The following is a 21,346-nucleotide window of genomic DNA, read 5'->3' as shown; positions in this document are numbered from 1 at the left end:
TGCGGCGACGGTGCCTCCGCGGGCCGTCGCAGAGGGAGCGAAATGGCGTTCGTACATCTCCATAACCACACCGACTACTCGATGCTCGACGGTGCCACGCGCGTCTCCGCGATGGTGAAGCGTGCGGTCGACCTCAAGATGCCTGCCGTCGCCATCACGGATCACGGCTATATGTATGGCGTGCCTGACCTCGACCTCGAGTGCGCCAAGTACAACCACCAGCAGGCGGATTGGCAGCAGTGGTTCCATGACAAGGAGAACTACGCAAAGGGCCGCGAGATCGTGGAGCCTGACGCGGAGAAGGAGCCTGAGGCATACGCACAGTGGCAGATCGACGTCGCCGCGCACGAGGCCGGCCGCGATCTCGACGAGGTGAAGCCGCGCCCGCTCGTGAAGCCCATCTTTGGCTGCGAGGCCTACTTCACGCCGGATGACTCCCTCTCGCGCGACCACAAGCCCGAGCTCTACCACATGATCCTCATCGCCAAGAACCAGACGGGCTACGTCAACCTCATGCAGATGATGAGCGACGCGGCCGTGCGCGGCTTCTACTACAAGCCGCGCACGACGCTTGAGATGCTGCGCGCGCACTCCGAGGGCATCATCGCCACGGCGGCGTGCGTCTCGGGCATCATCCCACGCTCCATCCTGCGCGGCCAGCCGGACGAGGCACTCAAGTGGGCTCGCACCTTCAAGGAGATCTTTGCTCCCGGCGACTTCTACATCGAGATTCAGGACCATGGCCTGACCTTCGAGAACGGCATGACGGACCGCCTGCTCGACGAACAGCTGGTGGAGCTTGCCCATTCGCTCGACCTCAAGGTCATCGCTACGAATGACTTCCACTACCTCACGCGTGAGGACGCCCCCACGCAGGACCTCATGATGTGCATCGGCATGAACTCGAAGATCGACGACGAGAACCGCATGCGCATGGAGGGCAGCGAGTTCTACATGAAGAGCGAGGAGGAGATGCGCGACCTCTTCTCCTGGTGCCCGGAGGCCTGTGAGAACACCCTCGAGCTGGCGGACAAGTGCAACGTCGAGCTCGACTGGGACCAGATCATCCTCCCGCGCTTCCCGCTGCTCGACCCCGGCGAGACTCACGAGAGCCAGTTCCGTCGCGAGTGCGAGAAGGGCCTGCGCCAGCACTACGGCGACGACTGGGCCACGCGCGAGATCAATGGCGTGAACATCAAGGAGCGCTTCGAGTACGAGTACAAGGTCATCTGCGACAAGGGCTTCGCCGCGTACTTCCTGATCGTGGCGGAGTACGTGCAGTGGGCCAAGGACAACGGCATCGGCGTCGGCCCGGGCCGTGGCTCGGCGGCGGGCGCTATCGTCGCCTATGCCATGAACATCACGGCGTTCGACCCGCTCGAGAACGGCCTGATGTTCGAGAGGTTCCTCTCCCCGCAGCGTACCGAGATGCCCGATATCGATATGGACTTCGACGATGAGCGTCGCCTCGAGGTCGTCGAGCACGTGCGTCAGCTCTACGGCCCCGAGAAGGTCACGCACGTCATCACCTACTCCACCATCAAGGCCAAGCAGGCAGTCAACGACGCCGCACGCGTCCTCGACTTCCCGGTCTACATGGGCCAGCGCCTCTCCAAGATGATCAGCGCCGCGCCCAACGCCACGCTCAAGGCAACGATGAACAAGGTCGAGGGCCGTGAGGACCAGTATTCGCAGGACTTCGTCGACGCCTACAACTCTGATCCGGACGCCCACCGCATCATCGATGCGGCGCTGTCGCTCGAGGGTATGATCCGCGGCGAGGGCGTGCACGCGTGCGCGGTCCTCATCTGCCGTGACCCCGTCAACGAGCACTGCCCTACGAAGCTCGACACCAAGGGTGGCGTCGAGATCACCCAGTACGAGGGCCACACCGTCGCGGACATGGGCCTGCTCAAGATGGACTTCCTGGGTCTGCGCACGCTCACGGTCATCTCGAAGGCCAAGGCGAACATCAAGGCCAACTACGGCATCGACATCAACGAGGCGGAGATTCCCTTCGATGACCCGAAGATCTTCGAGCTCATGGGGTCGGGCCACACGGCCGGCGTCTTCCAGGTCGAGTCCTCGGGCATGACGGCCACCATCAAGAACATGAAGCCCACCGAGTACAAGCACGTGGTGGCACTTATCGCCCTGTACCGCCCGGGCCCCCTTGGCGCAGGCATGGTCTCGTCCTACATCAACCGCATGAACGGCAAGGAGCCCGCGGTCTCCTATGACCCGCGCCTCGATGACATCCTCGGCGAGACCTACGGCACCATGGTCTACCAGGAGCAGGTCATGCTCATCTCCGTCGAGATGTGCGGATTCTCCAAGGGCGAGTCTGACTCCCGCATCCGTAAGCCCGTGGCCAAGAAGAAGATCAAGCTCCTGACCTCGACCATCCTTCACTGGGAGGACGGCTCGGATGAGACGACGTATGACCACTGGATGAACGGTGCGGTCAAGAACGGCTACAAGCGCGAGGTCGCCCAGCGCATCTGGGACGACGTTCTCGAGTTCGCGTCCTACGCGTTCAACAAGTCGCACTCCGCGGGCTATGCCATCCTCGTCATGCAGACGGCCTGGCTCAAGGCGCACTATCCCAACGAGTACATGGCCGCGGTTCTCACGAGCTATACGGGCAAGACGGATAAGATCGTCCACTACGTCTCCGCGTGTCGCCACGACGGCATCCAGGTGCTGCCGCCTGACATCAACGAGTCTGGTAAGGAGTTCACGGCCACGAAGGAGGGCGTGCGCTTCGGCCTCGCCGGCATTCGTGGCGTGGGCGAGGGCGTCGCGGACCTCATCATCGAGGAGCGCGAGCGCGGAGGCAACTTCAAGAACCTGCATGACCTGGTGGACCGCGTGGATACCGGCACGTGCAACCGCCGCGTCATCGAAGCCCTCATCAAGGGCGGCGCCTTCGACTCGACGGGATACCCGCGCCGCCAGCTCATGGAGTTCGTCGACAAGAACAACCCGGCCAACATCATCGATGCCGCGACGAAGCGCCAGAAGGATCGCGCCGCTGGTCAGAGCTCGATGTTCGACCTGTTTGGCGACGTCGAGGGAGCTGGTTTCGAGGACGAGGCGCCCGAGCCGAGCCCCGTCGAGTGGGATCGTACGCTCAAGCTCGCGCAGGAGCGCGAGGTTCTCGGCCTCTACATTTCTGACCACCCGCTGCGCCCGTATGAGTACGCGCTTTCCAAGGCGCGCGACTACACGCTGGGCGAGGTGCTGAACGGCTACGAAAAGACCAGCGTCACGGGCGAGGTGCGCCATGTGGACGTCGGTGGCGAGAAGCCCTTCTGGGTTGCTGGCATGGTGTCGGGCATGCAGAAGCGCACGACGAAGAACGGCGACCCGATGGCCATCGTCCAGCTCGAGGACATGGAGAACGAGCTTGACGTCGTCGTCTTCCCGAAGGCGTACAAGAAGAGCGCCGCGGTCCTCGCCGGCCAGACCGATGAGCAGACGGGCGAGCAGACGGGCGACGTGTTCGTGCGCGTCCTCGGCCGCATCGACCGCAGCGACCGCGGTGACCAGTTCCTCGCGACGGCCGTCGAACCGCTCGAGCTATCCGAGAAGACCAACAAGCCCAAGGTCCTCGAGATCATGCTCGAGCCGAGCGCGTTGTCGCGTAGCATGCTCGAGCAGCTGCAGAAGGTTCTCAGCCTGCACCAGGGCTTTGACCGCGTCGAGCTGTTCGTCGTGAGCGAGTCGGGTGACCGCCTTCGCATGGAGGTGCCGTGCCGCGTCGACGCGAAGAACGTCATGCTCATGGCGCGCGTCCAGGACCTCCTGAGGGACAAGGGAACCGCGACGGTCTCGTAGGCAAACGGCCGGCGCGTGGCTCTCCCGCAGCGGCGGGACGGCTATCATTCACGTGACGACAGACGGAAGGGGAGCCATGAAGGCGCAGGTAGTCGAATCGGTCGAGATGCCGGATGTCATTGAGGTTGGCGGAGATGGCCCGCTGCTTGTCATTCACGGCGGCGCGGGCAGGCGCCTCCACGAGATGACGCCCGAGCGGGCAGCAGAGACCGAAGCTGCCCTCGCTCGCGCGGTTGAGGCGGGATATGCCCAGCTCGCGGCTGGTGCGCCTGCCGAGGAGGCCGTCATCGCGGCCATCCACGTCATGGAAGATGCCCCCTGCTTCAACTGTGCCCACGGCGCCGCGCTCACGCTAGACGGCACGGCCGCCCTCGATAGCAGCCTCATGCTTGGCGATGGCTCCTGCGGCGCCGCCTGCGGCCTCACGACGGCGAAGCACCCCATCGACGTCGCTCGCGCGGTTATGGAGCGCACGCCGCACGTGCTCTTCTCCCAGCCCACGGCTTCCCAGCTCGAGGAGTGGGGAATCGAACAGGTTGACAACTCCTACTTCGTGACCGAGCGTCGCCTCGCCGAGCTCGAGGAATTCCGTGCCCGTGCGTCGGCGGGCTGCGACGACTCCGCGACGCGCCATGGCACGGTGGGTGCCGTGGCGCGTGACGTCAACGGGCGCATCGCCGCGGGCACGTCAACTGGCGGCATCACGGGCCAGATGCCTGGTCGCGTGGGAGACTCGCCCGTCATCGGCGCCGGAACCTATGCGAACCAAGGCAGCGTGGCCGTGAGCTGCACCGGAACGGGGGAGAAGTTCATCCAGGAGTCCTCGGCGTACCAGATTCACGCGCGCGTCGCGCTTGCGGGCGAGACCCCGAGTGAGGCTGCCGAGGCGATGCTCTCCGCCGTGGACGGCAGGGGAGGCAACGGCGGCGTCATCGTCGTCCCCGCCAAGGGCGCGGGTGTGATCGGCCGTACGGCGAGGACGCAGATGAACTACGCCTGGGCCCAGGGAGACATGCGCGCCGCCCACGTATAGGCAGCAAAACCTGAAAAAGGGACAGTCCCTTTTTCAGGTCCGAAGCGAGACCCGAATGCTCGGGTGCGTGTACTGGTCAAACTCCTCCTCAGGCTCTGTGTCGAAGGAGCATGACGCCTTGACGGGACCGTCGTCCGAGTAGGTGCGAATGCTCTCGTAGGGCGAGCCGGCGAGGAACGCCTCGCGGAAATCGTCCGGTACCCGCGGCTCCGCGAGCAGGCCTGCGTTCGAGGCGGGCACGTCAAGCCCATCGAGCGCCGCGCCGAGCTCCGCGATGTCGCGCATGGCCTGGTCGAGGCTCTCCTCGAGCGTGGTGCTCACGTCGACCTCCGTGCAATAACTGACGTCGGTGAGCGTGCCCTCGTCGTCAAAGTCGAGGTAGACGTAGGATTCCTGGACGCCGTCCTCGGACTCGCGCAGGTAGCCAATCACGTGGTAGCCGTAGTCCTTGTAGCGCTCGCGGGGATCGTCCGCCGTGACGCGGGCGCAGGTGCCCGTCAGCGCATCTCGTGCGATGCCAATCCGCTCGGCGGCGCTGGCAACGCGCGCGTCGAGCTCGCGACTCGCCTGCGCGTACTGCGGGACGTACGCCCCGATGGCGATGACGATGGGCAGCACCACGAGCGCGACCCTCCATCTCCTGACGTTCGGGACGGGCACGCCGTAGGCGCCGGCCATCGCCTCGGCGTTGGCCGAGGTCTCCGACAGGATGTCCGCCACGGTCAGCACGGTGCCCACGGCACCGGCAACCTGCGCGACTCCGCCCAGGCCTTTTGCCAGGTCGGAATCGCTGTCGCTAAGCAGCCGCCCTGCTGCCTGCGCGCCTATGGCGGCAGCGACCTGTGCCGAGCGGTCAGTCTCCTGCCGCGAGGCGGCGAGCCTCTCCTGTAGCGCGCGCCACTGCTTGCCGCGCATGCCAAACTTCGGGCGGAGGGTCCAGAAGCAGAAGGCCACGAGGTTGACGGCGACAAGCGCGAGGATGACGTTGAGCCCCGTGTCCTGGAAGCCCTTGTGATGGAAGACTAGGTCATCGATCATTTCGAGGGGGACCAGCATGAGGCACGTCACGAATGCCATGACGAGCGCCACGAGGGCGACCTTGGGGTAGATGCAGTAGCGTCGGATCTGCTTCTTCTCGTTCTCGCTGAGGGGTGCCATGGTGCTCCTCGGTCGTGGTCGCGCCGCGCGGCACCGGGGTCTCTCGCGTGCCCGCGGCTGTCACTTATCAGTCACGCTTGGCTTATCGTACCAGCTAGCTCGCGTGTGCGCGAAACTCGGCACGTCCGCGTGGCCGCTTGTAGCAGTGCTTTTGCCGTTCGCGTTGGACTCCCATTAATGTCCGAAAGCCTTCTTATAATGGACTCATCTTCGATGGAACACGGCCCCGTTGGAGGAAGCCATGGTGGATGAGAGCAAGTACGCAGCGACGCTTGAAGAGGAGATGCGCGCTGCAAGGATTGCGAATGTCGAGCTAACGGCTGATGAGCGTGGCGCCATTGAGCGCCTGCTTGATGGCGGGCCTTGCGTGGATGTCGATGCTCTCCTTCAGGAGATGGGGGAGGCGGCATTCTCGGGCGAGCCCGGAGCGTTCGTGGCCTTCGTCGCGCGGAACCACCAGCGCATTTGCGTGGCCGCAGCGGATAGCGACGACGTGTCGAAGCTTCTCGTCATCGGCTACAAGATGGGCATCTCGCGCGGTGACGCTGCCTGCATGAATGACCTTGGTGCCCTCTACTACATGGGCGAGCTTGTCGAGCAGGATTATGCCAAGGCGGCGGAGCTCTATGAGATGGCGATGAACCACGGCTGTTATCAGTCCATCATCAATCTCGGTTACATCTGGGAGTATGGCCGCACCGGCGAGCGTGATTATCAGAAGGCATACCAGTACTACGCCCTTGCTGCCGCGCTTGCTGATTCCAGCGAGGCGGCGTACAAGCTCGGCGACATGTACAGTCGCGGCAAGTTCGTCGAGCGCGATATGGCCAAGGCCTATCAGCTCTGGAGCCGCAGCCTCGATCTTGCGGAGGACATCGTCGAGATTGCCCAGCCCGCCATCAGGATCGCCCAGCTGCTTCTATCCGAGGACTGCGAGTCTGCGGGTGTCAAGTGCGACCCCATGCGCGCCCTCCAACTCTTCCAGCAGGCGGAGATTGGCCTTCGCATCGATATCGATAACGGCCAGACCTACTACCGCAAGCGCCTCGAGGAGGCCATCGAGGGCCAGGAGAGGGCCAGAGCGATCATCGACGAGCCGATCTTCTAAGTGCCTCGTCCTTGATTGACGAGTCGGTTACCGAGTGCCCATCCCTGCTTGGAGGTCGGTTATCGAGCGCGTTTCCCTGGATTGGCAAGCCGCTTACTGAGTGCCTCGGAGCCGGTGCCTCAGCGTGCCGTCTCGACGCTGGGCGCGCCAAAGCGAGCCTTAGCTGCTGGTGGCTGCTGCATAGGGGCTGATTCGCTGCCGGAATCTACTTCGCAGAACTGCCGGATCCGCTTGCCGTGTCGCCCGAGCCGTTGGCGTTAGCCGTGCCATTCGAGTGAATCGAGTCCGAAGCGGAGCCGGAGTTGGAGGTATCGCTTTCGGGCTTGCTGGAACTGGAGTCCGAGGCGCTGCCGTCGTTCGAGCCACCATTCGAGGGGTTTGACGAGGAACCGGACGTTGAGGGGGAAGACGAGCTCATACCCTCGTCCCGGTTGCTGCTCGATCCACCTTGCAGGCTGGCGTTTGCCCCCTCGGTCGTGGCGGGGTGCTTGTGCGTCGTAGCGGTCCCGGTGGCGGCCTGCGTCGTCTGTGGCGCTTCGACCACGATGGTGGTGGAGCTGCCGATGCCCTCGCCCTTGGTCGCGATGCTGACGACGAGCGCGAAGACGAGCACCGCGATGATGGATGCCGCGGCCATGAATATGGTCGCTCTACGGCGTATGACGTCGCGCTCGCGTCGGTGGGCGGCGGCACGTATGGCTACCGGCGCGATGGGCGTGCCCGTCTCGGCGTATTCCTTGATGTGGCTGCTGCCTGAGACCGACGCCGCGCGCGGTTGGCTGGGGATGGTCGCGTCGGCGCCGGAAGCTCCGCGCTTGAGGGCATCGTCGTGCGAGTTGTCAAGGGCGCGCGTCTTGTCGGCAAAGCGGGCGCTGTCTACGAAGCGCGTCCTATCGGTGATGCGGGTGCTGTCTACGACGCGCGTCGAATCGCTATCGTCATGGGGAGCCTGGCCGTCGATGGCGACGGAGCTCGTCTCGCCATCATTCGACGAGAGCTTCTCCGCCGAGGCCTTGAGGATGGACTTGTAGATCTGTGACGCCGCGGCGGATGCGAGACCGCCTATGACGACACCGATAAGCGAGCCAGCGAGGCCAATCTGCGAGGAGAGAGCAAATGATGTTCCTGCTGCTAGACCGCTTGCAATGACGGTCGAGAGCGAGAAATCGTCGAAGAGTCCGCCCTTCGTGTTGCGATCATTAGACTGAGCCATGCACGTTCGCTTCCTGCGTTCCTTCGTTTTTTGCTGTAGGGAATACGTACCCGGATTGTCAGCGGGTCCCGCCCATGTGAAGTAATCCTCACGAATTCGCAAGATGCGCGACGGTGCGAAACGAGGGCGACGCGGAGACGACAAGGCTCGGAGTGCGGGATGGTGCGAGGGTGGCGTGAGTGACGCATGGCATCGCCGCCGGAGCTCCCGCGGGCCTGTCTTTGGTTCCGTTGGACACCAAAATGAATGCTGGTCGCTCTGGGCCAATTAGTGTCCACAAGTGGTTTTACTCTCTCTTTGATAGCCCGCGAAAAAGGGAGAAGAATGGGACTTGATGCCTTTGTGCCTTGCAATTGCTTCGAAGAGGGGCGCATTTCTCGTCCGCCTGAGCCATTCCGCATGGATGACCTCTATCGAGACGAGGAGGGCTATATCTGTTCTCGCAGGCTTGATAGGTATTGCGAGGAGCTTGGCTATTCTAGGTACATTGAGCTGTATGGAAAGCTAGATGACGCTTTTCACTCCTGGACCCTCCACGCCTGCGAGCACGAAGACGGTGAGTATCTATCTGAGTGGGTATCTAATTGGCCTGGGGTGCGCAAGTTCCAATCCATTGTCGAGGAACTTGGCGGAGGAGAACGCTATCCAGCCCTTTCCCAATTAATCCCGAATGGAAACGGGGGTAGCTATCCTGTCGCCTTGGCGTCCAGCGCAATCAAAGAAATCGATGACTTAGTGGAAAGGGCCAAGACCCTCGTTTTCCATGCCTTGATGTGTGATGACTCAGAAGAGCCTCTCTGGACGTCTGCGGATTGCGGTTCATACCCAATGACGATGTCGCCCTGCTACCAAATATGGATGGTTGGAGACAGCATCCATTTCATTGTGGGCGGTAGCGAGTATGTGAGCCGTAGATTCAGACAGGAGCCGGTGGGCCCCGTCTATGAAAACGGAGACCAACCGATGACGGTGTTCCTTTCCGAAACCGGTGAGAGCTTCCGTATCACGAATTCCGTCGGCCCGTATGATGCGCCCAAGGTGTCTAGGGAATTCTGGGTTGAACCACGGGAGGCTCCGTTCATGTATGAGGGTCGTTACTACACCGCGGAGAGGATACGGTCTCTTCTCGTTGCGTCGGTGGAAACCGGAAATCCCATCTACTGGTGCTGATGTGGGATTGCGCCAGGCGGCGATGATGGGCACGTCGCGTGGCGAAGCTCGCCGCGGGGCACCTTCTGTCGCCACTCGCCGACGCGCGCGGCACGGTGATGCGCCACGTCTTCATTTGGCGATGTGTGTAGCGAAGGCAAACGAGTGCCATCGCAACCGAGGCGTGCTATTATTCGTGCCGTAACGGGGGGCTGGCGCATGCCGGCTGAGATTGGGCCTAGGATTGCGGCCCTGACCTAAAACCTGATCTGGGTAATGCCAGCGTAGGGAACCAATACGTGCGATATGTACGGGGCTCCCGCCAATGGCGAGGGCCCCGATTCGTTTGGCGGTGCGCCGCCCGGCGAGCTCGGACCCTCGCGGAAAGCGAGGTTTGCATGGAATGTAGCGTTGCGATTCAGGTCCTGCCGATGGACGCCGCCAACGACGACGAGGTCATCCGCGTGGTCGACGCCGTCATCGAGGAGATCCAGAAGTACGACGTGAACCCGTACGTCGGCCCGTTCGAGACCGCCATCGAGGGCGACTATGACACCTGCATGGAGGTCCTCAAGCGCTGCCAGCTCGTGGCGGCCGAGGCTGGCTGCGGCCAGGTCATGACCTACGCCAAGATCGACTACAAGCCGAATGGCGCCGTCCTCTCCACCGAGAAGAAGGTCGGCAAGTACCACCAGGACGAGAACTAGCCCATGGTCTCGCGCTCGAAGGACAAGGACGTGGCTACCGGGGACGCCTCGACGGGAAGCCGCGCGAACGGCAGCTCGACGAAAAGCGCCGCTGCGGGCCTTGCGGCCACGAAGGGCGCCACAGCCGTTCGGGTCGATGCGGGCAACGGGGCCGCGCACCCTCGGGCACGCTGGGTCGCGCCGGTGCTGACGGTCGCCGCGCTTCTCGTGTTGTGGCAGCTCGTCTGCATGGCGGGCCTCGTTCCCACCTACCTGCTGCCGAGCCCGGTGCAGGTCGTCCAGGCGCTCGTGGCCGATCTCCCGCTGCTCGTGAGCCATTCGGGCGTCACGATTGCCGAGGCACTTCTCGGCCTCGTTCTAGGCGTTGCCGTGGGCTTCGTCGTCGCCGTCCTCATGGACCGTTTCGAGGCCGTCTATCGTGCGCTCGACCCGATCGTTACCATCTCGCAGACCATTCCCACCGTGGCCATCGCCCCGCTTCTCGTGCTGTGGTTTGGCTACGGGTTGATGCCAAAGGTGCTGCTTGTCGTGTTGGGGACGTTCTTCCCCGTCACCGTGTCGCTTGCAAGCGGCTTCCGCAGCGTCGATCCGGACGTCATCGATCTCATGCGCACTATGAACGCGACGCGCGCCCAAATCTTCTGGTACGCGAAGCTGCCCGCCGCTGCGGAGAGCTTCTTCGCGGGCCTCAAGATCAGCGCGACGTATGCCGTGGTGGGTGCCGTGGTCTCCGAGTGGCTCGGCGGCTTCGTGGGCCTTGGCGTCTACATGACGCGTGTTCGCAAGTCCTATTCGTACGACAAGATGTTTGCCGTCATCCTCATCATCTCGGCCCTTTCCCTGTTGCTCATGGGGCTCGTCTCCGTGCTTCGCAAGGCATGTATGCCGTGGGACAGGGCAGAAAGGAAGAATCAGTAATGACCAAGTCCTCCATCTCCCGCTGCGAGTTCGTGGCGGGTGCCGGGATCGCCACCTCCGCCGTCGCCTTTGCCGGCCTCACCGCTTGTGGTGGCCAGAACGCCGCCGACACCGCCGCTGCCTCCACCGCCGCCGCGGGTGACGCCACCAAGCTCACGTTCGTGCTCGACTACACGCCCAACACCAACCACTCCGGCGTCTACGTGGCCATCGCCAAGGGCTTCTATGCCGACGAGGGCCTCGACGTCGAGGTCGTCCAGCCGCCCGAGGATGGCGCCGACGCTCTCGTGGGCACCGGCAAGGCCCAGTTTGGCATGGGTTATCAGGACGTCATGGCCAACTACCTCGGCTCTGACGACCCACTGCCCGTGACGGCCGTCGCCGCGACCATCCAGCACAACACCTCCGGCATCATGAGTCGCGCCGGCGAGGGCATCGACCGCCCGCGCGGCATGGAGGGCAAGCGCTACGGCACCTGGGACCAGGACGTCGAGAAGGCCATGGTCAAGAGCGTCGTCGAGACCGACGGCGGCGACTTCTCCAAGGTCCAGCTCGTTCCCTCCGGTGACGAGGTCAGCGGCCTGAAGTCCAACCAGTTCGACTGCGTGTGGGGCTACGAGGGCTGGGGCCTGCAGAACGCCAAGCTCCAGGACCTCGCCTGCGACTACTGGTCCTTCCGTAGCATCGACTCCGTCTTCGACTACTACACTCCGGTCATCATCGCCAATAACGACTTCCTCGCCAACAGCCCCGAGGTCGCCAAGGCGTTCCTTCGTGCCACGAAGAAGGGCTACGAGTTCTGCGTGACGAATCCGGACGAGGCTGCCCAGATCCTCGTCGACGCCGCCCCCGAGACCGACGCGGACCTCGCGAAGGCCAGCGCCGAGTACCTCGCCGACCAGTACACCGCCGATGCCTCCAGCTGGGGCATCATCGACTCCGAGCGCTGGGCCAAGTTCTACACCTGGATGAACGACAACCAGCTCACGCCCGTCGCGCTCGACGTCAACGGCGGCTTCAGCATGGACTACCTGGAGCAGTAGGGTGGTCGTGTCTGAGGATAGGGGAGAGGTGCGCGTGGACGCCGCCGGCGTGGATGCCGCTGCGGGCATCGGCGTCGACGGCGCCTCGCTCGCGGCGTCGGGCGCTCCATCCGCGCCCGCGCTTGAGGTCCACGACCTCACGCTCGCGTGGGAGGCCGGTGGCACGCCGACGGTCGAGGGCGTCTCGCTCTCGGTCGCGCCGGGAGAGATGGTGTGCCTCGTGGGCCGCTCTGGCTGCGGAAAGTCGACGCTGTTCCATGGTCTCGCCGGCCTCACGACGCCCGTTTCTGGCGAGGTCCTGCTCCATGGGGAGGACGTCACGGGAAGGCCCGGTCGCATCTCGTACATGCTGCAGAAGGACCTCCTCCTGCCTCAGCGCACCATCATCGATAACGTCTGCCTGCCGCTTCTCCTCTCCGGCATGCCGCGTCGCGAGGCGCACGCTAAGGCGGAGCCGCTCTTCGAGCGCTTCGGGCTTGACGGCACGCAGGCGAGCTATCCCGGCGAGCTGTCCGGTGGCATGCGCCAGCGTGCGGCCCTGCTTCGCACCTACCTCATGGACAACGACGTCGTCCTCATGGACGAGCCGTTCAGCGCACTTGACGCCCTCACGCGTCGGGATATGCGCTCGTGGTTCCTCTCCATGGTGACTGACCTGGGCATTTCCTGCGTTCTCATCACGCACGACGTGGACGAGGCGGTGGAGATGGCCGATCGGGTCCTCGTCATGCGCGGCAATCCCAAGGAGGGACGTCCGAGCAACCTCGTGGGCGAGGTGCCCGTCGACGTCTCGCGCGACGCACGAGGGGAGTGGCTCCTCACGCCTGCCTCGCTCGACGTGAAGCGAAGGGTGCTGGAGCTGCTGGGGTAGGGTGTTTGGATGGCCACTGACGGCACCCGCGGTTTTCGATGGCTGCCGATGCCCGCTTCCAGGGGCGTTTCTGCGGCTCGAAGGCATCAAAAAGGCGGCGCAGGTGGGAATGGTTCCCATCCTGCGCCGCCTTTCGCGTTTCTCGATTTGCCCGTCAGCGCGCGGGTTCTCGTGCGAACGGAGCTTGGCCGCGTGGGCGAGCGGACCCGCGCGCGATGCGTCCTTGGTCTCCGCCTACTCCACGCGGAAGTCGGACGAGAAGCGGAAGTCCGCCGGGAAGTGAACGTCCGCCTGGTTGCGAATCTCGTCGCAGACGCTGAGCGAGTTGAAGGTCACGCAGTCATAGCTCTGGAGCGCGCCGCGAACCGTGATCCCCCTTCCCCAAAGCGTGTCGAGCTTCTCGCCGCGAATGAGGGAGACGAAGTCCCTGAGCTCGTAGACCATGTTGTTCGTGCGACACTCGATGTCGAGCTCGCGCGTGGTCGAATTGGGCCTGTTCGATTCGGTCGAGGCGCTGCCGCGAACCGCCTTGCCACGCGTCATGATGGACACGTGCTGCGGCGATGCCATCGAGTCGATGGTCATCGTGCCGAGGTCGCCCTCGATCTGCGAGGGAAGCAGGTCTGTCGAGATCTTTGAATAGGCGAGCTCGACCACGAGGCCAGGCGTTCCGGAGTGAGGGCCGTAGGTGCAGAGCACGGAGCCGGCTCCGTCGATGATGCCGTTGGTGGTCTCGCACTTGGAGTCCGAGATGAGTGTGGGCGCCGCAACGACCCTGTCCGGCATGCCGAAGAGTGCGACCATGGGCTCGACCGTGTAGATGCCCATGTCCATGAGGGCGCCGGATGCCATCTTGGTGTCGAAGATGTTCGTGTGGCGACCAGCCTTCACGTCGTCATAGCGCGAGGAATACTTGCCGAAGCGGAAGGTCGCGCGGCGGAGGGTGCCGAGCTCCTCGAGGGAGCCGAAGATCTTGGCCCAGGCGGGGTCGTGGATGGGGCGCATTGCCTCGAGCGCGACGACATGGTGGAGCTCCGCCGCGGCATAAAGGGACTGCGTCTGGAAACGGTTGGAGCAGGCCGGCTTCTCGATGAGGACGTGCTTGTCTCCGCGGATACAGGCGAGGGCCTGGTCAAAGTGGAGCGCGTTGGGGCTCGCGATGTAGACGGCATCGACGTCCTTGCAGTTGGCGAGCTGCTCGAGTGTGGTGAACGGGCGAGTGCCACCGTGACGCTCGGTGAACTCGCGGGCCGTGATGGGGTTGCGCGAGTAGGTGCCCACGTACTTGATGCTATCGACTTGCGCCGCTGCGTCGAGGAGGTCGTCGCTGATCATTGACGTTCCGATGGTGGCAAGGCGGATGGGCTCTGGCATGTGGTTCTCCTCGTTTGTTGGTGGCGCTGGGTCGAGTTGGCAGGGGGGGCGGCGGTGCGAGCTGGCACGCACCGGGCGTGCTGGGATGACCGGGCTGCGCTCGGCACGACAATTCTAAGTAATTGACCGCAGTCAAACAGAAGCCTTTTGTGAACGGCCAAATGCTTTTGTGAGCGGGGCCGGCGAGGCGCGCGGCGCGCATGGCGAGGTGCGGACACTGCGCCGGGGCTTGCACGGGGAGTGACGCACAACGAAACGGCATGTTTAGGTGACGTAAGCGCGTCGAAAGCCCCGCTCGTCCAAACGCATGTGTGGCAATTGCGCTTGGCGTGTAAGGATGGGCGATCCGTGGGAAGAAGCTAGGTGAGAGGCGGGCTTGCTCGCCTGGTGCATGGCTTTTGCCTACTGGTGCGCCGTGGGGGATAGGTCCGCCCTCTCGATACGGGGCGAACGCTCGCTTCTGCCCATCGCAGGGCGCACGCTCGTCCAACACGTCAGAGAGAAAGGACGCATCATGGCCGAGCTCAAGTTCTTCCGCTGCAAGAAGTGCGGTGCCGTCCTGTGGTCCGCCGTGGACGGGGCATGCGTGCCTATGTGCTGCGGCGAACCGATGACGGAACTCCGCGCTGGTGAGACCGATGGCGCACACGAGAAGCATGTGCCCGCGCTCGAGCTGGAGGATGGGAAGCGCCTGCACGTTCGCGTGGGTGAGGTCGCTCATCCGATGCTCCCCGAGCACTACATCCAGTTCATTGCCATTGCGAGGCCGGACGGTACGGTCGAGTTCAAGCACCTGGCTCCGGGCGAGGCCCCAGAGGCGACGTTCTGCCTGCATGGCCAGGCGAGTGCCACGGTCTACGAGTTTTGCAACCTGCATGGGCTATGGAAGGCCGAATACACGGCGTAACCCGCGAGTGCCAGCGTTTGGCTTCGACTGCGAATCCAGAGATGGGCAATGGCTACAACTTCCGGCGCAATAGCGTGATTCGGCGCGCTGATTAGGTGTCATAGCTGCGGCTTCTGGCTTGCTTGAGGCGGGTGCTGGCGGGGAACAGCTCGAGACAAACAAAAAGGCCAGGGGAGCGAAGCCCCTGGCCTGAAATTACGCTGGAGCCAGCTACCAGACTTGAACTGGTGACCCCCGCTTTACGAGAGCGGTGCTCTACCAACTGAGCTAAGCTGGCGACTCCATGCGGTACGCGCTATCGCGCGCAGCGAATACGAACTATAGCGGAAACACCCGGATTTGCGCAAGAAGTTTGCGAGAAAAACTTGATGAGACTTTTGGCAGCCTGTCGTGCGCGGACACCCAGGATCTCCCGCCTTCGATCTGCTGTCCGCTACCTCTGCTAGAATCAACGACGCAAATCAACTAGCAGGGAGGATATTGATGGAGCGTCCGCAGAAGGTAGACTGTGTCCTGTTCGATTGCGACGGCGTCCTGGTGGACTCCGAGCCCGTCGCGGCTCGCCGTAACGTCAAGGTTTTTCACATGCTCGACATTCCAGCGACGTATGAGGACGCGCTGACGCTCTGTGGCTGTGATGGCGTCGCTGGCATTCCCGCCATCGCCGCCAAGTATGGCAAGGAGATGGACAAGGAGCGTTTCGAGGCCAAGACCACCGAGGCACGCGATAACGGCATTCTCCCGCGCACCATCTATATCGATCCCACTCTCGAGCTCAACGAGGGCGTCCGCGATCTTCTCGTCAGCCTGCGCGAGAAGGGCGTCAAGTGCGGCCTCGTCTCCACCACTGTCGCCGCTCATGTCCTTGCGCTGCTCAACAGGTTTGGCCTCGTGTCGCTCTTCGACGTCATCATCGCGGGCGACATGGTGCAGAACAGGAAGCCCAACCCCGAGCCCTACCTTACCGCCATGGAGATCCTCGGTACCACGCCCGAGCATGCCGTGGTCGTCGAGGACTCCCCGACGGGCGTCGCCGCGGGCGTGGCCTCTGGCGCCTACGTGCTTGGCTATACGGGTTCGAGCGTCGTGCAAGACGTGAGCGCCGCCGCCGAGGTGCTCGCCAGCTACGCTGAGTTCGACCTGGTATAGTCCATACGCTGCGATGACGCGAATGGAAGGGCTGAGGATAGGATGAGTGCGGACGAGGAGGTCACGGTCGATATGGCCGTGGCCGAGGTGGCCTCGGCAGAAATGGACGCGAACAGGTCCCCGGCGGATGAGACATCCGTGGCAAACCCAATTGCATCCGAGATAGAGGGCCTCGACGCCCCTGTTTCCGAGGTTTCCGCCTCGACGCAGCGGGGTCTGCTCGAGTCCTCTGCCTTCAACAAGGCCCTCATCGTTGCCTGTGCGCTCGCCTGGGGCTTCTCGTTCTTCGTGATGAAGGACGTCACGGAGCTTTTCCCGGTGTTCTGGCTCCTTCTCGTCCGTTTTGGCATCTCGAGTGCGATCATGGCCGTCGTTTTCCGCAAGGCGATCGTCACGAACCTCAACCTCTCCGTGGTAAAGACGGGTGTGCTGCTCGGCGTGCTCTATGGTGCCGGCTACATCTTCCAGACCTATGGCATCGTCTTTACCACGCCCGGCAAGAACGCCTTCCTGACCGGCGTGTATTGCGTGCTTGTGCCGTTTTGCGCCTGGGCGTTGGGGCATGGGCGTCCGCGCCGCGTGAGCCTGATAGCCGCGTTCGTGAGCCTCGTGGGCGCTGGCTTCGTCGTGCTCGACAACGGCCTGCCGCTCAACGTGGGCGATGCCCTGACCCTCGTGGGCTCGGTGTTCTACGCGCTCGAGATGGTGGTCGTCTCGTCCGAGGGCCGAGGCAAGGATGTCTGGGCACTCACCTTCTGGCAGTTCGTCACCATCACGCTGATCGTGGCCGTGGGGTTCCTCCTCGTCGAGCAGGCGCCTGCTCCTGCGCTCTACACGTTCGGCAACGTCGCTTCCCTGGTCTTCCTTGCCGTCGTGTGCTCGTTCGGGACGCTTGCGCTTCTCAACTATGCCCTCACGAAGGTTGACCCGGCGAGCGGCTCTCTCCTCTCGTCGCTCGAGAGCCCGAGCGGTGTGGCGTTCTCCGTCGCGTTTGGTTATGAGAGCCTCACGCACAAGCTCCTGGTGGGCTTCGTGCTCATCTTCGCGGGCATTGTCTTCTCCGAGGTGGGGGAGCGCTTCATCGAGCGCTGGCCGAGCCGGAGGTAGCTTGGGGAGCCAGCGCGCGTTGCCGTGACACAAAGCGAAAAGCGCCGCAGTCCTTGTTGGGCTGCGGCGCTTTTGGCGTGCTATGACGGATTGACACTAGGTCGCCGGAGCAACAACGCGCAGGCGCAGCTGCTCTCGCGCGAGGTGGGCGCGCGTTCCCTAGGCGCTCAGCTTGCCTGCGAGCTCGAGGACCTCGGCCACGTCTGCGGTCTCCGTCGCCCAGGAGCAGACGAAGCGGATGACGCGGCGGCCGTCCTCCAGGACGTAGAAGGTCTCGCAACCCACAGCGGCCTCGAGGGCCTCGGTCTGCTCGGGCGTGGCCGTCACGAAGACCTGGTTGCTGGTGGAGTTGCCGTAGAGCTCATAGCCGGCGGAGACGAGACCCTCGCGAAGGGCGGTCGCCTGCTCGTTGGCGTGGCGGGCGAGCTGCCAGTAGAGCTTCTCCGAGCCATTCTCCTGCTTGGCGAAGGCAGCCTCGAACTGGGCGCCCATCAGGAAGCCCTTGGCGAGAAGACCGCCGCGCTCCTTCTGGAGGAACGGGAAGGCCTCGCGTAGGCGCTCTGCGTGCTTGCCGTGGCCGCAGATGACGACGGCCTCGCCCATGAGCATGCCATTCTTCGTGCCGCCGATGTAGAAGGCGTCGACGCGGCTGGCGATGTAGGGGAGGGTGAGGTCGTTGCCGGGGGCGGTGAGGGCGCTGCCGAGACGGGCGCCGTCGAGGAAGATGCCCAGGTCATGGCTGCGGGCCCAGTCGCAGATGGCGTCGAAGCGCTTGCGGTCCCAGACGCCGCCGAGTTCCGTCGCGTCGGTGATGTAGATGGCAGCTGGGCGCGTCATGTGACGGCCGGTGCCCATCTGGAACTGATAGACGCGCTCCGCCGCCTCGGGGCTGAGGAAGCCGTCGCGATCAGTCGTGGGGAGGCTGGTGCGGCCGGTGGCGCCAAGCGCGCCCGTCTCATGCACGACGATGTGCGCGTCAGGCGTGCAGATGACGCCCTCCCAGTCGCGGAGCATGCCGTTGAGGCAGATGACGTTGGCGCTGGTGCCTCCGATGCAGAACTCGACCATGGCGTCCGGGCACTCGCATGCGGCGCGGATGAGCTCGCGAGCGTGGTCGCAGTGGGCGTCGCCCTCCGAATAACCCACGTTCTGCTCTGCGCTCACGTGGCAGACGGCGTCGAGAATCTGGGGCGCGGCGCCCTCTGAGTAATCGTTGCGGAACAGGTGCATGGGTCCTCCTCGTCAAGCCGGTGTGGGAACTGCCTCGCCGGCTTCTCGAATTAAGTGCTTGCTGGAGGTCATGATAGCGTGACGCGGGCTCGCGGTGCGGTCTGCTTGGATATCTTGCCTTGGCGAGCTCTAGTGACTTCAGTAAAGCAGGCGATGCGGACACTAAATCAGAGCCTTTTGGGGCGGCCTAACCGGGTGCTTCGGAGAGGGAATGCCAACAAATGGGGGCGATTGCCCTCGTGCTTGGTACACCTGGTTCGCGTCGTCAGGTGTGTCCATCCCTCGCGGTATACTAGCCGGGTTGAACCCGAGTGAGAGGATGCCACGATGGCGAACAAGGCAGAGGGCACCGAGGACCTGTTCGGTGCGCGCATGCGTGCCTGGGAGCACATGCAGAAGACGGCCCGCGAGACGTTTGAGCCCTATGGCTTCGGCGCCATCGAGACGCCGGCGATGGAGCAGGTCTCCACGTTCGTGCATGGCATCGGCGAGTCGACGGATGTCGTGCGCAAGGAGATGTTCCGCGTCTTCTCCGGTGCCCTGCTCGACCGCGTCTTCCAGGCCGGCAACGAGAGCGGCCTCAAGCCCAAGCAGCGCCTCGCCATGCGTCCCGAGGGCACGGCGGGTGTCGTTCGCGCCGCCGTCGAGAACAACTTCGTCCCGCAGGGCGGCGCTCCCGTGAAGCTGTGGTACGCAGAGCCGATGTTCCGCGGCGAGCGCCCGCAGAAGGGCCGTCTCCGCCAGTTCCACCAGGTGGGCGTCGAGTGGCTGGGCGCCCCCGATCCGGCGGCTGACGCCGAGTGCATCATCATGCTGATGGACTTCTACAAGGCCCTCGGCATCGACCCCGCTCACCTCCACCTCGCCATCAACTCGATGGGCGACGCCGCGTGCCGTCCCGCCTATCGCGAGAAGGTCCGCCAGTTCATCCTCGACCATGCTGACGAGATGTGCGACGAGTGCCGCGAGCGTGCGGAGATCAACCCGCTGCGCGCCTTCGACTGCAAGAACGCCCACTGCCGCGAGGTCATGGCGGGCGCCCCGCTCGCCCACGAGAACCTCTGCGAGGAGTGCTCCGCCCACTACGAGCAGGTGAAGCGCTACCTCGATGAGGCGGGTATTGCCTACGAGGAGGACCCGACGCTCGTCCGCGGCCTCGACTACTACACGCGCACCGTCTTCGAGGTTGACTACATGCCCGATCCGGCAATTGGCGCCATTGGCGGCGGCGGGCGCTATGACGGCCTCATGGAGCTCGAGGGCGGCAAGCCCACGCCTGGCATCGGCTTTGCCGTTGGTTTCGAGCGCATCATGCTCGCCCTCGAGGCGGAGGGTGTCGACCTTGGCGGCGTGGAGCCTTCCTGCGTCTACGTTGCCGGCACCGAGGCCGAAATGCGCCCGGCGGTCTTCTCGGCCACGCTCGCGCTTCGCCGCGCGGGCATCCGTACCGAGGCGGACTACCAGGGCCGCAGCCTCAAGGCGCAGTTCAAGCAGGCTGACAAGCACAACGCCGAGCTCTGCGTGGTCATCGGCCCCGACGAGGTCGCCGCTGGCACCGCCACGATTCGCGACATGAAGACCCACGAGCAGACGAGCGTCGCCATGGCGGAGCTCGCCTCCGCCGTCGCCGAGCGCCTGGCCTAGGGCGTGGCGCGCACATATGACAACGCCTCCGCGGGCGCGAGCGGGCTCTCCGGCGAGGGCCTGGCCGCGCCCGCGGTCGTCTACGAGGACGAGTGGCTTCTCGCGGTGGATAAGCCCGCGGGCATCATCGTGCATGGCGATGGCACGGGCGCGGCCTCGCTCACGGACCTCGTCCGCACGCACCTCGAGCGCGAGGGGAGGGTCGAGGCCGCCGCGCGGCTCCAGGCCGTGCAGCGCCTCGACCGCGACACCACGGGGCTCGTGCTGTTCAGCCTGGACAAGGCCGTGCAGCCCAAGCTCGACGCGCTCGTGGCGAGCCATGACGGCATCGAGAAGAGCTACCTCGCTATCGTCCGCGGCGAGCTGCCGGAGGGCCTGCGCGAGATAGACGCGCCCCTCGCGCGCGACCGCCATGACGCGCGCCGCATGCGCGTGGATGCGCACGGCAAACCCAGCCTCACGCTCGTGCGTCGCCTGGCGGTTGCGGGCGCCCGCGGCAAGCGTGTCTCGCTCGTCGAGCTCACGCTCAGGACGGGACGCAAGCACCAGATTCGCGTTCACCTCTCGAGCCGCGGTTACCCGATCGTGGGAGATGCCCTCTACGGCGTACCGGCGGACCGTACCGGTCGCGTGCCGCTCATGCTGCACGCCGCCCGCGAGACGCTCGTGCACCCAGTGACGGGCGAACGGCTGGTTTTGGCCGGCGAGTGGCCCGAGCGTTTTTCGAATCTCGGTTTCGCGTCGCGGAGAGTTGAGTAGCAGGCAATGCTGCCTGGCAATATGGCGGTGTTGTGGCCGCGTCGTTCCGTATGACGAACGCCATTCCGTATTTCTCACGCAATGCTCGAGCTGCTGTGCCTGAGCTGCTAAGATGGTCACGAATGATTGGACATTC

Annotated in this window: 17 protein-coding genes, 1 tRNA gene and 1 riboswitch; of the genes, 13 read left to right on the top strand and 5 right to left on the bottom strand. The window is 64.2% G+C overall.

Annotated elements, in window-relative coordinates; all coding sequences use genetic code 11:
• The first annotated feature begins 42 nt into the window (after nt 1–42).
• Together dnaE and ABCN07_RS04065 are read left to right on the top strand one after the other, a co-directional pair.
• On the top strand, nt 43–3,840 hold the full coding sequence (gene dnaE / locus ABCN07_RS04070; RefSeq protein ID WP_343005485.1) for a DNA polymerase III subunit alpha: 3,798 nt from the start codon (nt 43–45) through the stop codon (nt 3,838–3,840).
• Nucleotides 3,841–3,916: 76 nt separating this feature from the next.
• On the top strand, nt 3,917–4,873 hold the full coding sequence (locus ABCN07_RS04065) for an isoaspartyl peptidase/L-asparaginase (RefSeq protein ID WP_343005484.1): 957 nt from the start codon (nt 3,917–3,919) through the stop codon (nt 4,871–4,873).
• A gap of 33 nt (nt 4,874–4,906) precedes the next feature.
• Here the strand turns inward: ABCN07_RS04065 and ABCN07_RS04060 are convergent, their stop codons facing one another.
• Nucleotides 4,907–6,031 carry a hypothetical protein gene (locus ABCN07_RS04060; RefSeq protein WP_343005483.1) on the bottom strand — a complete coding sequence of 375 codons (1,125 nt, stop codon included), beginning with the start codon at nt 6,029–6,031 and terminating at the stop codon, nt 4,907–4,909.
• Nucleotides 6,032–6,272: 241 nt separating this feature from the next.
• Here ABCN07_RS04060 and ABCN07_RS04055 point away from each other — a divergent pair, with 241 nt between their 5' ends.
• Complete coding sequence (locus tag ABCN07_RS04055; protein WP_343005482.1) at nt 6,273–7,139, top strand: hypothetical protein; 867 nt, start codon at nt 6,273–6,275, stop codon at nt 7,137–7,139.
• A 205-nt stretch (nt 7,140–7,344) separates the two neighbouring features.
• Here the strand turns inward: ABCN07_RS04055 and ABCN07_RS04050 are convergent, their stop codons facing one another.
• On the bottom strand, nt 7,345–8,352 hold the full coding sequence (locus tag ABCN07_RS04050; RefSeq protein WP_343005481.1) for a hypothetical protein: 1,008 nt from the start codon (nt 8,350–8,352) through the stop codon (nt 7,345–7,347).
• A 324-nt stretch (nt 8,353–8,676) separates the two neighbouring features.
• On the opposite strand from ABCN07_RS04050, the gene ABCN07_RS04045 reads away from it, so the two are divergent.
• From ABCN07_RS04045 to ABCN07_RS04025, 5 genes are all read left to right on the top strand, one after another.
• The gene (locus ABCN07_RS04045) at nt 8,677–9,522 is read left to right on the top strand and encodes a hypothetical protein (protein ID WP_343005479.1); all 846 of its coding nucleotides are present in this window, start codon (nt 8,677–8,679) and stop codon (nt 9,520–9,522) included.
• Nucleotides 9,523–9,700: 178 nt separating this feature from the next.
• Nucleotides 9,701–9,809, top strand: a riboswitch (TPP riboswitch).
• 90 nt (nt 9,810–9,899) lie between these two features.
• On the top strand, nt 9,900–10,208 hold the full coding sequence (locus tag ABCN07_RS04040) for a thiamine-binding protein (RefSeq protein ID WP_293815834.1): 309 nt from the start codon (nt 9,900–9,902) through the stop codon (nt 10,206–10,208).
• 228 nt (nt 10,209–10,436) lie between these two features.
• Nucleotides 10,437–11,126: an ABC transporter permease gene (locus ABCN07_RS04035; protein ID WP_293835125.1), complete on the top strand. Its 690-nt coding sequence runs from the start codon at nt 10,437–10,439 to the stop codon at nt 11,124–11,126.
• Nucleotides 11,126–12,169, top strand: coding sequence for an ABC transporter substrate-binding protein (locus ABCN07_RS04030; RefSeq protein ID WP_343005478.1), 1,044 nt, complete (start codon nt 11,126–11,128; stop codon nt 12,167–12,169). Before ABCN07_RS04035 ends, ABCN07_RS04030 begins: the two co-directional genes overlap by 1 nt.
• Before the next feature lie 7 nt (nt 12,170–12,176).
• Complete coding sequence (locus tag ABCN07_RS04025; protein WP_343005477.1) at nt 12,177–13,040, top strand: ABC transporter ATP-binding protein; 864 nt, start codon at nt 12,177–12,179, stop codon at nt 13,038–13,040.
• A 234-nt stretch (nt 13,041–13,274) separates the two neighbouring features.
• On the opposite strand, the gene ABCN07_RS04020 is transcribed toward ABCN07_RS04025, so the two are convergent.
• Entirely contained in the window at nt 13,275–14,414 is a 1,140-nt protein-coding gene (locus ABCN07_RS04020; protein WP_343005476.1) for a Gfo/Idh/MocA family oxidoreductase, read from the bottom strand.
• Between the two features lie 514 nt (nt 14,415–14,928).
• Between ABCN07_RS04020 and ABCN07_RS04015 the strand changes: the two genes are divergently transcribed.
• Nucleotides 14,929–15,321, top strand: coding sequence for a desulfoferrodoxin family protein (locus ABCN07_RS04015; RefSeq protein WP_343005475.1), 393 nt, complete (start codon nt 14,929–14,931; stop codon nt 15,319–15,321).
• A 201-nt stretch (nt 15,322–15,522) separates the two neighbouring features.
• Here ABCN07_RS04015 and ABCN07_RS04010 read toward each other — a convergent pair.
• Nucleotides 15,523–15,598: transfer RNA gene (locus tag ABCN07_RS04010), tRNA-Thr, on the bottom strand.
• A gap of 206 nt (nt 15,599–15,804) precedes the next feature.
• Here ABCN07_RS04010 and ABCN07_RS04005 point away from each other — a divergent pair.
• Nucleotides 15,805–16,470, top strand: a complete 666-nt coding sequence (locus ABCN07_RS04005; protein ID WP_293834854.1) for an HAD family phosphatase — start codon at nt 15,805–15,807, stop codon at nt 16,468–16,470.
• A 42-nt stretch (nt 16,471–16,512) separates the two neighbouring features.
• A complete protein-coding gene (locus tag ABCN07_RS04000) occupies nt 16,513–17,577 on the top strand; it encodes a DMT family transporter (RefSeq protein ID WP_343005474.1) in 1,065 nt (354 codons plus the stop codon).
• 159 nt (nt 17,578–17,736) lie between these two features.
• Here ABCN07_RS04000 and ABCN07_RS03995 read toward each other — a convergent pair whose 3' ends face one another.
• The gene (locus ABCN07_RS03995) at nt 17,737–18,807 is read right to left on the bottom strand and encodes a beta-eliminating lyase-related protein (protein ID WP_343005473.1); all 1,071 of its coding nucleotides are present in this window, start codon (nt 18,805–18,807) and stop codon (nt 17,737–17,739) included.
• 327 nt (nt 18,808–19,134) lie between these two features.
• Between ABCN07_RS03995 and hisS the strand changes: the two genes are divergently transcribed.
• On the top strand, nt 19,135–20,451 hold the full coding sequence (gene hisS / locus ABCN07_RS03990) for a histidine--tRNA ligase (RefSeq protein ID WP_343005472.1): 1,317 nt from the start codon (nt 19,135–19,137) through the stop codon (nt 20,449–20,451).
• A 3-nt stretch (nt 20,452–20,454) separates the two neighbouring features.
• Nucleotides 20,455–21,210: an RluA family pseudouridine synthase gene (locus ABCN07_RS03985; protein WP_343005471.1), complete on the top strand. Its 756-nt coding sequence runs from the start codon at nt 20,455–20,457 to the stop codon at nt 21,208–21,210.
• The last annotated feature ends 136 nt before the right edge of the window (nt 21,211–21,346 follow it).

Origin of the sequence: Collinsella sp. 1033st1_E11_1033SCRN_220408, assembly GCF_039062465.1 — a bacterium.
GTDB lineage: Bacteria > Actinomycetota > Coriobacteriia > Coriobacteriales > Atopobiaceae > Parolsenella.
This window is presented reverse-complemented; position numbering and strand designations above follow the sequence as displayed.

Excerpts from the sequence above, each read along its gene's own strand:
- ABCN07_RS03995 (WP_343005473.1), bottom strand. The coding sequence starts at position 18,807 with ATGCACCTGTTCCGCAACGATTACTCAGAGGGCGCCGCGCCCCAGATT.
- ABCN07_RS04065 (WP_343005484.1), top strand. The coding sequence starts at position 3,917 with ATGAAGGCGCAGGTAGTCGAATCGGTCGAGATGCCGGATGTCATTGAG.
- ABCN07_RS04005 (WP_293834854.1), top strand. The coding sequence starts at position 15,805 with ATGGAGCGTCCGCAGAAGGTAGACTGTGTCCTGTTCGATTGCGACGGC.
- ABCN07_RS04045 (WP_343005479.1), top strand. The coding sequence starts at position 8,677 with ATGGGACTTGATGCCTTTGTGCCTTGCAATTGCTTCGAAGAGGGGCGC.
- ABCN07_RS04060 (WP_343005483.1), bottom strand. The coding sequence starts at position 6,031 with ATGGCACCCCTCAGCGAGAACGAGAAGAAGCAGATCCGACGCTACTGC.
- hisS (WP_343005472.1), top strand. The coding sequence starts at position 19,135 with ATGGCGAACAAGGCAGAGGGCACCGAGGACCTGTTCGGTGCGCGCATG.
- ABCN07_RS04030 (WP_343005478.1), top strand. The coding sequence starts at position 11,126 with ATGACCAAGTCCTCCATCTCCCGCTGCGAGTTCGTGGCGGGTGCCGGG.
- ABCN07_RS04015 (WP_343005475.1), top strand. The coding sequence starts at position 14,929 with ATGGCCGAGCTCAAGTTCTTCCGCTGCAAGAAGTGCGGTGCCGTCCTG.
- dnaE (WP_343005485.1), top strand. The coding sequence starts at position 43 with ATGGCGTTCGTACATCTCCATAACCACACCGACTACTCGATGCTCGAC.
- ABCN07_RS04035 (WP_293835125.1), top strand. The coding sequence starts at position 10,437 with ATGGCGGGCCTCGTTCCCACCTACCTGCTGCCGAGCCCGGTGCAGGTC.
- ABCN07_RS04040 (WP_293815834.1), top strand. The coding sequence starts at position 9,900 with ATGGAATGTAGCGTTGCGATTCAGGTCCTGCCGATGGACGCCGCCAAC.
- ABCN07_RS04020 (WP_343005476.1), bottom strand. The coding sequence starts at position 14,414 with ATGCCAGAGCCCATCCGCCTTGCCACCATCGGAACGTCAATGATCAGC.
- ABCN07_RS04050 (WP_343005481.1), bottom strand. The coding sequence starts at position 8,352 with ATGGCTCAGTCTAATGATCGCAACACGAAGGGCGGACTCTTCGACGAT.
- ABCN07_RS04000 (WP_343005474.1), top strand. The coding sequence starts at position 16,513 with ATGAGTGCGGACGAGGAGGTCACGGTCGATATGGCCGTGGCCGAGGTG.
- ABCN07_RS04055 (WP_343005482.1), top strand. The coding sequence starts at position 6,273 with ATGGTGGATGAGAGCAAGTACGCAGCGACGCTTGAAGAGGAGATGCGC.